The following is a 13,829-nucleotide window of genomic DNA, read 5'->3' as shown; positions in this document are numbered from 1 at the left end:
AGGCGATGCCCCCTGATGGACACCGGAGTGAGGGGACGCCGAGCCTAGGCGAGGTGCCGTACGCTTGGGGCGAAGCCTTTTGCTTACTTTTCGGCGTCTGGAAAAGTGAGTCGCCGTCAGGGCGAAACCCTAAGTGGCCGTTACCGCAGGAATGGATATGTACACCTGCAAGAGATTGGTCGGCTGTCCGGCCGCCATCGCGGGCAAGCCCGACTCCCACAATGGATTGGTGTACATCCGCAAGAGATGGGTCGGCTGTCAGGCCGCCATCGCGGGCAAGCCCGGCTCCCACAATGGGTTGATGTACATCTGCAAGAGATGGGTCGGCTGTCAGGCCGCCAAGGTCAAAAGATCCTGGGCCTACGGCGTCAGAGGCCATTCGGCCAGCGCCCGATAGCGACCTTTGTGCGACTCGAACAGCGCAAAATGCCCCGTACTCAGATGAAAGTCCGGGGGCGTGTCCAACTCCGGGACAGGCTCCCGAAAGTCGCGCATCAAGGTCAAATGAGGACGATATTCACGAGGCGCGTCGGCAAACCCAAACGGCAACATCGCCTGTTGCAAGGCATACACCAACTGACGCAACGGCAACGACGTCTGCGTTGGCGCGAGTAACAAAACACCAGCGCGGCGCCATGCATCCAGACGGTCGAGCGATACATTCAACGGCTCGCCTGGCGTTCGGACGTGCGCGGCAGCCGCGCAAATATCCGGAATTTGCGTCACCGCCACAGCCCCCAGAAACATCAGCGTCAGATGAAAGTTTTCCGCTGGCACCGGGCGTCCGCTATTAAGCCGCAGAGCGCTTCGCCATTGGGCGATCGCTCGACGTTGTGCCGTGGCGCAGGGCAGCGCGAAAAACAACCGCTTGAACGGCTCACCCTGCTCACGCGGTCCAGTGTTCATGCCTTGTACCTCCCGACTGGAGTGCGAGTAATACTCAGGACTTGCCGCCCAGCGCAGCCGACAATGCGGCATCGCGCCCATAAATATCCGGGGCATACAGCAACTGGCCTTGCCTGTCGGCTTGCACGGTCCAGTAACTGAGCAGGATCGGCACCGGCGTTGTGAGCCTGAATTCGTGGGTCAGCCCGGTCGCCAGCAACTCATTGGTCCGCAGACGCTCAGCCGGACTCAACAACAGATCGCGCAACTGCATCGCTTGCTCGACCCGCACACAGCCTGAACTGAACGCCCGCGGCGCCTTTTGGAAAAGCGCCTGGCTGGGGGTGTCGTGCAGGTACACGGCGAACGGATTGGGGAAGCGGATCGCCATTTGCCCCAGCGGATTCTTCGGTCCTGCGTCCTGGCGCAGGAGGATGTTGCCGGGATTATCCCAATCGATCTCGTCCACCGCCAACGGATGGCCGTCACTGTTCAGCACCTGCAGATTCTGTTTACCGAGGAACGCCTGATCCCGGCGAATTTCCGGTAGTTTGTCTTCACGCATGATGGTCGGTGGCACTGTCCAGGTCGGGTTCAGGGTCAGACGCGTGACCGACGATTTCAACAGCGGAGTCTGCCGCTCGGCACGCCCCACCTGAGTGCGCGTCTGCCAGACCGGCATACCGCCCTGATAGACGGTCAACGTTGCCGCGGCCACATTGACCAGCAAACCATTGGGTTCCAGATCCTGCGCCAGCCAGCGAAAGCGTTCGAGGTTGATCCGCAACTGCTCGCGCCGCACCGCCGGGCTGACGTTCAGTTCGGCCAAGGTGCCCTCCCCCAGCACACCATCCGCTTGCAACGAATGGCTCAGCTGGAAGTTTTTCAGCGCGCTCACCAGCTGCTTGTTGTAGACAGTGCCGACACCTGCGGAAACGCTGGCCAGATAACCCTCGCTGAACAGACGCTTCGCCAGTTCAGGTACTCGCGCATCCTGTGCGCCGGGTTGTAACAGGGGCCCACTGGCGAGCGCCTGCCAATGGGGCAACGGCTGCCGACGCTGCCGGGCATAGACACGGCGCAAGCTCTGGTATTGCTCAAGGCTTGGACGGGCCAGTTGAAAAGCCGTCGCCATGTCCTGCAGGCCCGGCCCGGCGATGGCCAGCACCTCGCTGAGTCGGTCGTGCGGTAACGCCTGCGCATGCCACAGCGGTTCGAAACGCGATTGCCGCAAGCGGCCATAACGCAGGTCCTGCAAGGCTTGCAGGTAACGCTGACTGATGCCGATGTCGGCACACACTGCATCCCCTTCGGCAGCACCCTTGGGCAGGCTGTAGCGGTTGGGGTCCAGTCCGTCATCGGCCAACTGCTGCACCTGTGCCTGCAAGGCCGACAAGCGTCCGTTGGTCGTCCAGATCAGGACGTCGTTCTGTTGCTGATAAAAAGCCTGCAACAGCATTTGCGCCGACGCACTCAGGTGCACGGCCAGGCGCGGGCAATCGACCGGCAATTGAGTGAGCGCCAATTTCAATGGGCTGTCGTGATCAGCCAGCTCGTTCTGGGCAGTCGCGACCAATGGCGCAGCGAGCAGGAAAAGGCTCAAGTAACATGCGTACTTTTTGATCAACTGCTTCACTCCACTCCATGGCCGTCAGGTAGACGGTCAACCTCTGCAGCAGGTGCGGCAAGCACCAAGGCCAGCGTATGAACACGTCTGCCGAGGGAACGACAGGAGGTCGGGAGCCAACAATAACAACAGGACTCTCAACGCATGCTGACCTTTGTGCGCCGACTCTGTCTGGCAGCTATGACGCTGGGCGCAATGTGCAGTCCGGCATTCGCCGCCGACACCCACAATCAAACGTTATATAACAGCCTCGCGCACGCCGCTCCGGAACTCAATCCCCAAGCGCTACAAAGTGCCCTGAACGCCATGCAATGCGCTGTCAACAGTGGCGCGAAGCAGGCCGAACGCCTGGCCGTGATCGACTATTCGCAACCGTCCACGGCTCGTCGTCTTTGGATCTTCGATTTGCGCAAAAAGTCCCTGGTGCTGCGCGACCTGGTCGCTCACGGGCAAAAATCCGGGGACAATTTCGCCACGCAGTTCTCCAATCGCGTCGGCAGCTATCAGTCCAGCCTGGGCCTGTTCCGCACCCAGGAAAGCTATCAGGGCAGCCACGGCTACTCGCTGCGCATGGACGGTCTGGAACCGGGTTTCAATGACCGCGCACGTGATCGCGACCTCGTGATTCACGCGGCCGACTACGTGAATCCCTTATGGAGCGAACGCCAGGGCCGCATCGGCCGCAGCCTGGGTTGCCCGGCAGTGCGCCCGCAAGTGGCGCGCCGGGTGATAGATAAACTCAAGGACGGCCAGTTCATGTTTTCCTGGTATCCCGACCAGCACTGGCTGAAAGCCTCGGCCTACCTCAACTGTCGGCCACACCCGGCGGCCAACATACTCACTGCGCACAATGACTGACTCGCGGGCTCAGCCCTTGGCCGCCATCGCGGTGACTTCAACGCGCATACCTTCGACTGCCAGAGCAGCTACGCCAACGGCGGCACGCACTGGCCACGGCTTGACGAAAAAGCGCTGATAGACCTCGTTGAAGGCGGCGCGGTCGGCCATGTCGGTGAGGTAGATGGTCAAGTGCATGACCCGGTCCATGGAACTCCCGGCCCGTTCCAGCGCGACCTTGAGTGCCTGCAACGTGCACTCGCTCTGCTCGGTGATGCCACCCAACTCCAGGCTGCCGTCAGCGCGGGTGGGGATCTGGGTCGAGACCAGCACGCCGCCAAAACCGGCAACGTCGGAGGAGATGGAGTCCGCGTCCGGGTCGGGGATAAAGGTCAGGTCGTGGTTTGCCATGAGAGGATCTCTTGCTTGAAGTGATAAAGAGGTAATCGTGTAAGCCGCGGCCAGTTTACAGCCCCATCGTCCGGGAGCAATCAATGGACGCCCCCTGTCCTCTCGGCGACAGCTTCGACGCCCAGGTGGGCTATCGAGCACTGTTGCCTAAAGCTTGTAGGTCACATACCGGCCGCGCCCGGTTTTTTTGGCTTGATACATGACGCGGTCTGCGGCCAGCAGGAGCATATCCGCAGAACTGTCCCCATTCCCCAGTGCAATACCAATCGAAACACCCACGATGCAGACCGTACCGGAAATAAAAAACGGCGCTCCCAGTGCTTCAATACATTTAGTCGCGACGGTGCTCACGATCTCTTCGGCATCGTCCCCAAGGTCACTCAGCAGAACAACGAACTCATCACCCCCGATGCGCGCCAGGGTATCGGTCTCCCGGACAACCCGGCGAAAACGCCTCGCCACCTGCCGCAACACCTCGTCACCCGCCTCGTGGCCAAGGGTGTCATTGATATGCTTGAAGCCATCGAGGTCCATGAACAACAGGCCCACACCCGCCTCTTTGCGTTGTGCCAGTGCCAATACCTGGCGAAGGCGGCCCGAGAGATGATGCCTATTGGGTAAACCCGTCAACATATCGTGATGAGCAATTTTTTTAAGCTGGGCCTGTTTTTCATCCAGCTTGATCAGCAAACGATTGAAGGCCGAGATCAAATGACCGACTTCATCATTGCGCGTGACTGGCAAGGGGGCCAGTGGCTGTTCATCACGCGTCATGCGGTCAGCCTGTGCGACGGCACGAAACAGATGACGAAAGACAAAGTACAGGGTAATGGACGAGAACACGGCGAAAATCAAAATAGATATAAACGCCCCCCTGATCAAAAAATGCTGTGTTCGGTCGACGGTTGCAAAAGCCTCACTGCTCGGCAAACGGGCAACGACGAACCAACCGGTACTTGGAACCGAGACCATTGCAGAGACCTCCTCAACCCCATTGGCGTTGAGCGCTACCCCCGCCCCGCGAAATCCGGCCATGGCCCGATCATGCAGCGCATTGGCGCCAGGAGGTGGCGTTGGCTTGAGCGTCATATCCTGCGCCGAGGATTCGACAAACAATCGACTTTCCGGGAAAACCAGCTGGAATCCGCCCGTCGTCTCCCCCATGCGGCTCTGGAGCAAGGAATCCAGAAAACCTAGCGCTGCAAATGCCGTGACACCCACGAGAACGGCTTGAACCCTACCGTGCTCATCCCTGATGGGCGCGGACATCGGCAGCAGCGGTTTTTTTGTCGCTTGATCCACCGCAGGACGCCCGACAAATGAACGTCCTGCCCATCCGGCCTGAATGTCATCACGCTCCGCATAACGGGTATTGAGCGGCGGCGTCAGGTCGGGATAGCTCGCCAGCAAATCCCCATTGGTGTTCACGATGAACACATCTGTCGAGAACAACGTCTGGTAGGCGTAATGTTCTTTCAGCCAGGCCCGCAGTCGCTCGGGTTGCTTGAGGAAATCAACAGGAATGGAGGTGGCAAGGAGCTCAAGCAAACGCTGACGCTGAATGATTTTGTCGTCGATATCGTGAGCGACATAAGTCGCCAACGCTAATTGCTGGCCTTCCACGACCGCGCTCAGATCCTCACGCAGAAAGTCGGTTAGCACGTAATAGCGCACGACCGCCCCAAACACGACAATACACAGCGCCAACCCCAACAGCCGAGTGACAACGCTGTTGAAGATCCGGCTGAAATTCAAGGGCATATGAGAGTTATTTGGCATGGCCGGAGTGTAGCCGAGGGCGTAGCGCTTTTGGATGTTTTCCCTTCACTGCGTGACCAACCCATCGGCAGGCATCCGGGCTCGACCACAGGCTACTGCTCGGGAGCGACCACCCGAAACTTGATGTTGATCTCGTTGGAGACAACCCCGTAATCGGCCCATTCGCCCTCCCCGATCTTGAAGTCGCCACGCTTGAGAATGAACTCGCCATCGAATACGCCGATGGCGCTCTCAGGCTTCAAGGTAATTTGTGCGCCGACCTCGCGGGTAATGCCCTTGAGCGTGAGCTTGCCAGTGACCTCGTAGCGATTGTCGCCGAGCGCAGCCACACTGCTCGATACAAACTTCGCTTCCGGATAGGCCGCCGTGTTGAACCAGGCGGGCTTTTTCAACTCGCTGTTGGCATCGCTGTTGCCGGCATCGATGCTGTCGAGCTGGATGGTCAGTGTGGCGTGGGCCGCCGAGGGGTTCGCGGAGTTGAAATCGAGGGTGGCCTCGAATTTGCCGAACGTGCCATACACCCTCGCCCCCATCTGGTTATAGGTGAAGCTGATCCGGCTGGCGCTCGCGTTCACGCGCTTGTATTCGACGGCCTGGGCGCCCGTCGTGGTACCGAATACAAGGGCTGCAGCCAGCAAGATGGAGCGTGGAAATCGATGGGTCATGGGATTATCCGGTCAGTGGCCTGCTTCATGGCTTGAGATGCCGAGGGTCAGGCTGGCGCTTTGGCGGCAGTATGCGCGTCAGCACGTTGTCGTGATCAATGAAGTGGTGCTTGAGCGCCGCGCATGTATGAACGATCACCAGCACCAGCAATGTGTAGTTGAGCACCTTGTGCACATCGATGAGACGATCGCCGAGCACGTCGTCCTTGGGCAGCAGATCCGGCAACGGCAAGACACCAAACCATGACGTCTGGAAGCCTTTTGCCGAGCTCATCAGCCAGCCGCTGAGCGGAATCGCGAGCATCAGTGCGTACATCACCCCATGCGAAATGTGGGACGCGAACCTCATCACGGGCGACACGCTCGTCGGCAAGGGCGGGACAGGATGGCCCAGGCGCCAGCCAAGCCGTAGCAGCACCAGAAAAAACAAGGTCACCCCGGCCCACTTGTGCCATGAGTACAGCTTCAGTTTGGTCGGCGAAAGCACAAGCTCAGGCATGTAGTAGCCGAGCGCGAAGGTGCCGATCAGCCCGAGGGCTATCAGCCAGTGCAGGTAAATCGCCGTACGGGTGTAACGATCGTTCATGAGCACTCCGTGTCGACTGACGACGTGACCGAGTGAAAACCTCGCTGCCTGACTGCCGGTACATTGTTGATCCGGACCTGTACTTGCGCAAATGCTTTGACAGCGGCTCGCCTGCGCAATCGCCTTTTGCCTCGCAGAACCCCTGGCACCACAATTGTGGTTAAAATGCCGCCCCTTCACATTGCCGACCCCGCCCGATGAACCCTGACGCCCTCGCCACCCTCCGCCAGCATTTACTGACGGCTCTGACCGCTGTCCCCGAAGAAACCCGCCGCGTGTTCCATGGCCGGGGCCGATGCTGGCCGGGGTTGGAACAACTGACCGTCGACTGGATGCAGGGTGTGGTGCTGGTCTCGCTGTTCAAGGAGCCTGACCCGACGCAGTTGGAGGCATTGAAGCAGTTGCTGATGGAGATTGCGCACTCGCCTGCGTGGGAAAAATCCGGCGCGCATACGCTGCTGCTGCAACACCGCTACCTGCCGCAAAGCACCACCGAATGGTTGCTGGGGGAAATGCTCGAGGAATGGACGATCACCGAGGGCGGCCTGCGTTATCGCATCGACCTGGGCAAAAAACAGAACAGCGGCCTGTTTCTCGACATGCGCTACGGCCGCAATTGGGTGCGAGCCAATGCCCAGGGCAAACGTGTCTTGAACCTGTTCGCCTACACCTGCGGGTTTTCGGTGGCCGCCATCGAGGGCGGCGCAGAGCATGTGGTCAACCTGGACATGTCCCGCGGTGCCCTGAGCCGCGGACGCGACAATCACCGGCTGAATGGACACGACTTGAGCAAGGTCAGCTTTCTCGGCCATGACCTGTTCAAATCCTGGGGCAAGGTCATCAACAGCGGCCCTTACGACCTGGTGATCATCGACCCACCGTCTTTCCAGAAAGGCAGCTTTCTGCTGACCAAAGACTACCAACGCGTACTACGTCGCCTGCCGGAACTGCTCAGCAGCGAGGGCGTCGTACTGGCCTGCATGAATGACCCGGCCTTCGGCTCGGACTTTCTCATCGACGGCGTCACCCGCGAAGCCCCAAGCCTGCGCTTCGAACAACGCCTGGAAAACCCACCGGAATTTCCCGATGTCGATGCTGAAAGCGGTCTGAAGGCGCTGGTATTCAAGGCAGGCTGATTAGCCGCCTACCCAAGTCGCTCCTGCACAAAAGCCTTCGCTTTGGCCGTCATCTGGTCGAGATGCCGGTCGCGCTGTTTTTCAGCATCGAGCATCGCCCGCTTCCCGTGTCGTTGCAGCAGATACGTATGGATCTGCCGCACTTCTGTCGAGCTGTAGATCGGCGCTGTGTCGAGCACACCCATCAAGCCGCCCGTGCTGTGATCACGCGTATTCATCAGCACCTGCGGACCGCGCGCACCCAGCACCTGAAACCCCATCGATTCGAACCAGGCAACCTTGCCGACCGCACACGTCAGCTCGGCATGCGGGTAGCGATTGACCATTTCCTGGACCATTGCCCGCGCGACGCCCTGGCGTCGATGACTGGCTTGCACCGCCATATAGGCCACGCCGCACGCCTCGGGATCGTCCTTGACCGGCAGATACAGCAAAAAGCCGATGACCTTAGACGGGTCCTCTTCATCCATCGCGACGATCAATTCGACAGCAATCTCTTTCGACCCGTCGAGAGCTTGCAGATAGAGATGAACCTCGTAGCCGATCGCATATTGATACACGTTGAACAGGAGGTTGCTCGGCGCAATCGCCACCGTGCTGATATCGGTCAGATAGTCGACGACCATCTGCAGAATCTGGTCATTGATGGGCTCGGCGCACGGGGTTTCAAAGTGGGTAATCGTGAACATCGAACTCATGCCTCCTTCGCCTTCACCGCCGCCAGCCACTCAGGGTTCAACTGATTCTGCTCAGTGTCGATCCCCAGTGCTTCCATGCTTGCCTTGTGCTGATCGATCTCGCGAGTCATTTGGCTGAGGCTGCTGGTGTTGCCGTCCAGTTGGTGCATTTGTGTGAGCCCCAGGTGATAAAAGCGCAGCAGCTTGATTGCGCTCGGGTTACCGGCCTGCACCGCATCGGTGACCTTATGCATGACGTTGGTGACGCTCATCAGGCTACGCTTGAGTTGCCAGCCGTAAACGGCCGCCGCCATCCACGGCTGCGACCAGCCTTTGGTTTTCATCAGCGCCGCGCTAACGATGACTGCAGCAATGACGCCGCCCAGGTTGAAGCGGAAGTTGTCGCCGCCGGGTTCGCCGAATAGCATGACGGCCAGGCCGGACAGCGTCATCGCCAGCAGGACGAAGGTCACGGCGATGATCACGGTGCTGCGGCGCGTCTGCTGTCGATAGGTTTCGGGGTTCCACGGCTTGATCTCGAACATCACGGCAGGGCTCTTTTGCTAAGTTGAAGACAGGATGCGCGGCATTATCGCCCGTAGAGCCCGCTACAGACACGCTTAATCAACAGGATGCCTCACCATGCGCGCGCTACTGGCGAAATTCGGTCGTTTACTGGATCAGGGTTTCAGCAAGGAAATCTTCGACAATCTCAGAAATCTGTTGATGTGCGCCCTGCTGCTGGCAGCCGGCACCGACGCACTTCACAACGTGTCGCCACTGTTTCTCGGCCTGTTTGGCTACTGGATCGCAGGCTGGGGCCTGATCGGACTGGCGGCGCTGCTGATGCTGCTGAACATGTGCGATGGCCTGCGCAAACTTGCCAAAACCCGCTACCACCTGAGCCTGCAAATAGTGCTTTGCCTGATCTATGTAGTGATGGCGTTCAGGGTTGTCGAGATTGTCTGGAACTTCAGAGCGACCTGAATCAACAGAAACACAACCTAAGCCGTAACACGATCCGTAGCAGCTGGCGCAGCCTGCGTTCGGCTGCGCAGCAGCCGTAAAACCTGCGAATTCGGTCTTCCTGAAACACCGCGCCGTCTGATTCTACGACTGCTGCGCAGCCGAACGCAGGCTGCGCCAGCTGCTACGAAAAGCATGCGTCGCGGCAGAATTCTGTTAACGGGATAAAGGCGACAGATCTATTCAGGAAAGTACATCGGTTCGGAAAACCAACTCTCTATAAAACAATGAGTGAGCCGCAGCGTAGACGGGTTTAAAGGCTCTGCATCAGATATTTGTATTCAATTGCCAGCTTAATAATATTTTACCGATACCGGGGTGATCCCTAGTCTTGAGCCCAAGAAATGGCAGGTCGTAATCGACCCTAATCCAACTTCGAAGGGCATAGAGATGACCATTGAAACAATAAAAACAGACACGCTGATTGTCGGCGCTGGTCAGGCGGGTGTGGCCATGAGTGAACACCTGAGCAAACTCGGTGTGCCTCACATCGTCCTGGAGCGCAATCGTATCGCCGAGCGCTGGCGCACCGGACGCTGGGATTCGTTGGTGGCCAATGGTCCGGCCTGGCACGACCGTTTTCCCGGTCTTGAATTCGACGATCTCAGCCCGGACGGCTTTGCCCCGAAAGAGCGGGTAGCCGACTACTTCGAAGCCTATGCCAAGAAATTCAATGCGCCCATCCGCACCGGTGTGGAGGTGAAGAAGGTTGAACGCAATGTCGGTCGCCCGGGCTTCACCATTGAAACCTCTGAAGGCGTGATCGAGGCCAACCGTGTGGTGGCCGCCACCGGGCCGTTCCAGCGTCCGGTCATCCCGCCGATCGCGCCGAAAGATCAGCCGTTCCTGCAGATCCACTCAGCCGACTACCGCAATCCAGCGCAACTGCCCGAGGGCGCTGTGCTGGTCGTCGGCGCCGGGTCGTCGGGAGTGCAGATCGCCGATGAATTGCAGCGTGCCGGCAAGCAGGTGTACCTCTCGGTCGGCGCACACGATCGCCCTCCTCGCGCCTATCGCAACCGGGATTTCTGCTGGTGGCTGGGCGTGCTCGGCGAATGGGATCAAGCGGCCATGAAGCCCGGCCGCGAACACGTCACCATCGCCGTGAGCGGTGCACACGGCGGCCGCACGGTGGACTTCCGCGGGCTGGCACATCGCGGGATGACGCTCGTCGGTCTGACCCAATCGTTCAACGGCAGCGTGGCGACCTTCCAACCGAATCTTGCCGACAACCTGGCGCGCGGCGACGAGAACTATCTGGCCCTGCTCAATGCCGCTGACGCCTACATCGAGCGCAATGGCCTAGACCTGCCGGAAGAACCTGAAGCGCGCCATACCTTCGCGGATCCGGAGTGCGTGACCCATCCGATTCTTGAGCTCGACCTGGCCAAGGCCGGCGTGACCTCGATCATCTGGGCCACCGGGTTTGCCACCGATTACAGCTGGCTGAAAGTCGACGCCTTCGACGACAACGGCAAACCGCAGCATCAGCGCGGCGTGTCGAGCGAACCGGGTGTGTATTTCCTGGGGCTGCCGTGGCAGTCGAGGCGCGGCTCGTCGTTCATCTGGGGCGTTTGGCACGACGCCAAGTATGTGGCGGATCACATCGCCATTCAGCGTTCGTACCTCGACTACCGCGATGCCGGTCAGCGTCAGGCTGAAACCGCGCCGGCCGTCCATAAAACACCTGTCAGTGCTTGATATCCGCGCCGGCGCTTGCACAGCGCCGGGCCGAATTTTTCTTGAGGAGCTTCCGATGTCCACGCCAACCCATACCCGCATTCGCATGTTCAACACCAAAGAAACCTACCCGAACCAGAGCCTGGACAATGACTTGTGCCAGGCGGTCCGGGCTGGCAACACCGTTTATGTTCGCGGTCAGGTCGGCACCGATTTTGAAGGCAACCTCGTCGGTCTTGGTGATCCGCGCGCGCAAGCCGAGCAAGCCATGCGTAACGTCAAACAATTGCTGGAAGAAGCCGGCAGCGACCTCAGCCACATCGTAAAAACCACCACCTACCTGATCGATCCGCGTTACCGCGAGCCGGTCTATCAGGAAGTCGGCAAGTGGCTTAAAGGGGTGTTTCCGATTTCGACCGGGTTGGTGGTTTCGGCACTGGGGCAGCCGCAGTGGCTGATGGAAATTGATGTGATTGCGGTGATTCCTGAGTAAGCAGGATTACCGGGTTGCGGCTATCGCGAGCAAGCTCGCTCCCACATTTGATCTGCGTCGTACACAAAATTGTGGCCACTAAAGATCCACTGTGGGAGCGAGCTTGCTCGCGATGGCGCCCGCCCAGACAACCATTTACTCAAGGTTAACCAAGGAGCCAAACCATGACCTTTTCCATCGCCGCCCGTTGCCCCGAAACCGGTCAGTTGGGCATTGCGATCAGTTCCTCGAGCATCGCCGTCGGTGCACGCTGCCCCTGGCTGCTTCCGGGCGTTGGCGCCGTCTCAACGCAAAACATCACCTTGCCGTCACTCGGCCCGGAAGTCCTCGCCCTCATGGAGCAAGGCCTTGCGCCCTCTGCTGCATTCGACAAGGTGTTGACCCGCAACGGCTACAGCCAATACCGGCAGATCACCGCGATTGACCACCTCGGCCAAACCGCGCACTTCAGCGGCGCGCAAACCCTGGGCACTCACAACGCCGTGTCGGGCGAGCAATGCGTGGCTGCCGGCAACATGCTGGCGGACCGTGGGGTAATCGAGGCCATGGTCAAGGCGTTCGAGCACGGCGAAGGTCAACTGGCCGACCGCTTGCTGGCAGCACTGAAAGCGGCTGTGGCGGCGGGAGGCGAAGCCGGACCCGTGCATTCGGCGGCGGTCGTCGTGGTCGGCGAACTGACCTGGCCGATTATCAACCTGCGGGTCGATTGGGCTGATCACGATCCGATAGGCGAACTGGAGAAATTGTGGGACGCCTATCGCCCACAGGTTCAGGACTACATCGACCGCGCCTTGGCTCCCGACAAGTCGCCTGGCTACGGCGTGGCGGGAGACGATCGATGAACAACAGTGTCGATTTGCTCAAGCAACTGGTGGCGTTCGACACCACGAGCCGCGAATCAAACCTGCACCTCATCGAGTTTGTCCGGGACTACCTCGAACGCTTCGACGTGCCTTGCGAACGGGTCTACAACGAGCAGCGCAGCAAGGCCAATTTGTTCGCAACCATCGGCCCGGCAGATCAACCGGGCATCGTGCTGTCAGGGCACACCGATGTGGTGCCCGTCGACGGCCAGCCATGGACCGTTGCGCCGTTCCAGCTCACCGAGCGCGACGGCAAGCTGTACGGTCGCGGCACCGCCGACATGAAAGGCTACATCGCCTGTGTTCTCGCCCTGGTCCCGTCTCTGGTGAAAGCCCCACTACGGCGGCCGGTGCATATCGCGCTGTCCTACGATGAAGAAGTCGGCTGCCTTGGGGTCCGCTCGTTGCTCAAAGCCCTCGAACAACGCCCGGTCAAACCGATGCTCTGCATCATTGGCGAGCCAACCGAGCTCAAACCGGTGCTGGGTCACAAAGGCAAACTGGCGATTCGTTGCGATGTTCATGGTGAAGCGTGCCATTCGGCGTACGCCCCGCTCGGGGTCAACGCGATTGAATACGCCGCCGAACTGATCGGTGAACTGGGGCGGATTGGCGAGCGGCTCAAAGCGCCAGAGCATCACGACGCCCGTTTCGATCCGCCGTTCAGCACGGTACAAACCGGCGTCATCTCTGGCGGCAAAGCCTTGAACATCGTTCCGGCAGATTGCCGCTTCGACTTTGAAATCCGCGCCCTACCCTCACAGGACCCAAGCGTGGTGGCGCAGGAACTGCAGACCTACGCCGAACAACAGGTATTACCGCGCATGCGCGCCGTGAGCGATCAGAGCGACATCCGCTTCAGTGAGTTGTCGGCGTATCCCGGCTTGGCCACCGATGCGCACAGCGAAGCGGCTGAATTGATCGCGGCATTTTCCGGCTCTCGGGAGTTCGGGACGGTAGCGTTCGGCACCGAGGGCGGGCTGTTTGACGCGGCGGGGATTCCGACGGTGGTCTGTGGTCCTGGCAGCATGGATCAGGGCCACAAACCGGACGAATTTGTCAGCCTCGATCAATTGAAGGGCTGCGACGCCATGCTGCAACGGATGCTGTCATCGATCTGCTGAGCCGCGAGGATTGGCCGAACAGGCCGTGTGAAAACGTAGC

General features: G+C 59.7%; 15 protein-coding genes. 7 read left to right on the top strand and 8 right to left on the bottom strand.

The window, feature by feature from the left end:
• Nucleotides 1-360: 360 nt before the first annotated feature.
• Nucleotides 361-906, bottom strand: coding sequence for an RNA 2',3'-cyclic phosphodiesterase (thpR, locus tag AC1DIG_RS27590; protein WP_477769855.1), 546 nt, complete (start codon nucleotides 904-906; stop codon nucleotides 361-363).
• A 34-nt stretch (nucleotides 907-940) separates the two neighbouring features.
• The gene (locus tag AC1DIG_RS27585; RefSeq protein ID WP_477769857.1) at nucleotides 941-2,512 is read right to left on the bottom strand and encodes a L,D-transpeptidase family protein; all 1,572 of its coding nucleotides are present in this window, start codon (nucleotides 2,510-2,512) and stop codon (nucleotides 941-943) included.
• Between the two features lie 144 nt (nucleotides 2,513-2,656).
• Here AC1DIG_RS27585 and AC1DIG_RS27580 point away from each other — a divergent pair, with 144 nt between their 5' ends.
• Entirely contained in the window at nucleotides 2,657-3,370 is a 714-nt protein-coding gene (locus AC1DIG_RS27580) for a murein L,D-transpeptidase catalytic domain family protein (RefSeq protein WP_477769854.1), read from the top strand.
• Nucleotides 3,371-3,379: 9 nt separating this feature from the next.
• On the opposite strand, the gene AC1DIG_RS27575 is transcribed toward AC1DIG_RS27580, so the two are convergent.
• The 4 genes from AC1DIG_RS27575 to AC1DIG_RS27560 form a co-directional block, all read right to left on the bottom strand.
• Nucleotides 3,380-3,760 (bottom strand): RidA family protein, encoded by a 381-nt coding sequence (locus tag AC1DIG_RS27575; RefSeq protein WP_477769853.1) that lies wholly within the window; start codon nucleotides 3,758-3,760, stop codon nucleotides 3,380-3,382.
• A 147-nt stretch (nucleotides 3,761-3,907) separates the two neighbouring features.
• Nucleotides 3,908-5,521, bottom strand: coding sequence for a sensor domain-containing diguanylate cyclase (locus tag AC1DIG_RS27570; protein WP_477769852.1), 1,614 nt, complete (start codon nucleotides 5,519-5,521; stop codon nucleotides 3,908-3,910).
• Nucleotides 5,522-5,631: 110 nt separating this feature from the next.
• The gene (locus AC1DIG_RS27565; RefSeq protein WP_477769851.1) at nucleotides 5,632-6,204 is read right to left on the bottom strand and encodes a YceI family protein; all 573 of its coding nucleotides are present in this window, start codon (nucleotides 6,202-6,204) and stop codon (nucleotides 5,632-5,634) included.
• 25 nt (nucleotides 6,205-6,229) lie between these two features.
• Nucleotides 6,230-6,790 (bottom strand): cytochrome b, encoded by a 561-nt coding sequence (locus AC1DIG_RS27560; protein ID WP_477769850.1) that lies wholly within the window; start codon nucleotides 6,788-6,790, stop codon nucleotides 6,230-6,232.
• A gap of 197 nt (nucleotides 6,791-6,987) precedes the next feature.
• On the opposite strand from AC1DIG_RS27560, the gene AC1DIG_RS27555 reads away from it, so the two are divergent.
• Nucleotides 6,988-7,926 (top strand): class I SAM-dependent methyltransferase, encoded by a 939-nt coding sequence (locus AC1DIG_RS27555; RefSeq protein ID WP_477769849.1) that lies wholly within the window; start codon nucleotides 6,988-6,990, stop codon nucleotides 7,924-7,926.
• 8 nt (nucleotides 7,927-7,934) lie between these two features.
• Here AC1DIG_RS27555 and AC1DIG_RS27550 read toward each other — a convergent pair whose 3' ends face one another.
• A complete protein-coding gene (locus AC1DIG_RS27550) occupies nucleotides 7,935-8,615 on the bottom strand; it encodes a GNAT family N-acetyltransferase (protein ID WP_477769848.1) in 681 nt (226 codons plus the stop codon).
• Nucleotides 8,616-8,620: 5 nt separating this feature from the next.
• Nucleotides 8,621-9,148, bottom strand: a complete 528-nt coding sequence (locus AC1DIG_RS27545) for a DUF3087 domain-containing protein (protein WP_477769847.1) — start codon at nucleotides 9,146-9,148, stop codon at nucleotides 8,621-8,623.
• A gap of 97 nt (nucleotides 9,149-9,245) precedes the next feature.
• On the opposite strand from AC1DIG_RS27545, the gene AC1DIG_RS27540 reads away from it, so the two are divergent.
• From AC1DIG_RS27540 to argE, 5 genes are all read left to right on the top strand, one after another.
• Entirely contained in the window at nucleotides 9,246-9,590 is a 345-nt protein-coding gene (locus tag AC1DIG_RS27540) for a hypothetical protein (RefSeq protein WP_477769846.1), read from the top strand.
• 429 nt (nucleotides 9,591-10,019) lie between these two features.
• A complete protein-coding gene (locus AC1DIG_RS27535) occupies nucleotides 10,020-11,330 on the top strand; it encodes a flavin-containing monooxygenase (RefSeq protein WP_477769845.1) in 1,311 nt (436 codons plus the stop codon).
• A gap of 55 nt (nucleotides 11,331-11,385) precedes the next feature.
• Nucleotides 11,386-11,802 (top strand): RidA family protein, encoded by a 417-nt coding sequence (locus AC1DIG_RS27530; RefSeq protein ID WP_046027689.1) that lies wholly within the window; start codon nucleotides 11,386-11,388, stop codon nucleotides 11,800-11,802.
• Between the two features lie 164 nt (nucleotides 11,803-11,966).
• The gene (locus tag AC1DIG_RS27525) at nucleotides 11,967-12,644 is read left to right on the top strand and encodes a DUF1028 domain-containing protein (protein ID WP_477769844.1); all 678 of its coding nucleotides are present in this window, start codon (nucleotides 11,967-11,969) and stop codon (nucleotides 12,642-12,644) included.
• Entirely contained in the window at nucleotides 12,641-13,789 is a 1,149-nt protein-coding gene (argE, locus tag AC1DIG_RS27520; protein ID WP_477769843.1) for an acetylornithine deacetylase, read from the top strand. The genes AC1DIG_RS27525 and argE overlap by 4 nt, the downstream gene beginning before the upstream one ends.
• Nucleotides 13,790-13,829: the final 40 nt, after the last annotated feature.

The sequence above is a fragment of the Pseudomonas sp. 05N431 genome (genome assembly GCF_056397005.1).
Note: the sequence above shows the minus strand (reverse complement) of the source record. Positions and strands in the feature narration are given on the sequence as shown.

What these genes read in the sequence shown, in the direction of transcription:
- thpR (WP_477769855.1), bottom strand. Translation starts at nt 906, where the DNA reads ATGAACACTGGACCGCGTGAGCAGGGTGAGCCGTTCAAGCGGTTGTTT.
- AC1DIG_RS27580 (WP_477769854.1), top strand. Translation starts at nt 2,657, where the DNA reads ATGCTGACCTTTGTGCGCCGACTCTGTCTGGCAGCTATGACGCTGGGC.
- AC1DIG_RS27575 (WP_477769853.1), bottom strand. Translation starts at nt 3,760, where the DNA reads ATGGCAAACCACGACCTGACCTTTATCCCCGACCCGGACGCGGACTCC.
- AC1DIG_RS27570 (WP_477769852.1), bottom strand. Translation starts at nt 5,521, where the DNA reads ATGCCCTTGAATTTCAGCCGGATCTTCAACAGCGTTGTCACTCGGCTG.
- AC1DIG_RS27565 (WP_477769851.1), bottom strand. Translation starts at nt 6,204, where the DNA reads ATGACCCATCGATTTCCACGCTCCATCTTGCTGGCTGCAGCCCTTGTA.
- AC1DIG_RS27560 (WP_477769850.1), bottom strand. Translation starts at nt 6,790, where the DNA reads ATGAACGATCGTTACACCCGTACGGCGATTTACCTGCACTGGCTGATA.
- AC1DIG_RS27555 (WP_477769849.1), top strand. Translation starts at nt 6,988, where the DNA reads ATGAACCCTGACGCCCTCGCCACCCTCCGCCAGCATTTACTGACGGCT.
- AC1DIG_RS27550 (WP_477769848.1), bottom strand. Translation starts at nt 8,615, where the DNA reads ATGTTCACGATTACCCACTTTGAAACCCCGTGCGCCGAGCCCATCAAT.
- AC1DIG_RS27545 (WP_477769847.1), bottom strand. Translation starts at nt 9,148, where the DNA reads ATGTTCGAGATCAAGCCGTGGAACCCCGAAACCTATCGACAGCAGACG.
- AC1DIG_RS27540 (WP_477769846.1), top strand. Translation starts at nt 9,246, where the DNA reads ATGCGCGCGCTACTGGCGAAATTCGGTCGTTTACTGGATCAGGGTTTC.
- AC1DIG_RS27535 (WP_477769845.1), top strand. Translation starts at nt 10,020, where the DNA reads ATGACCATTGAAACAATAAAAACAGACACGCTGATTGTCGGCGCTGGT.
- AC1DIG_RS27530 (WP_046027689.1), top strand. Translation starts at nt 11,386, where the DNA reads ATGTCCACGCCAACCCATACCCGCATTCGCATGTTCAACACCAAAGAA.
- AC1DIG_RS27525 (WP_477769844.1), top strand. Translation starts at nt 11,967, where the DNA reads ATGACCTTTTCCATCGCCGCCCGTTGCCCCGAAACCGGTCAGTTGGGC.
- argE (WP_477769843.1), top strand. Translation starts at nt 12,641, where the DNA reads ATGAACAACAGTGTCGATTTGCTCAAGCAACTGGTGGCGTTCGACACC.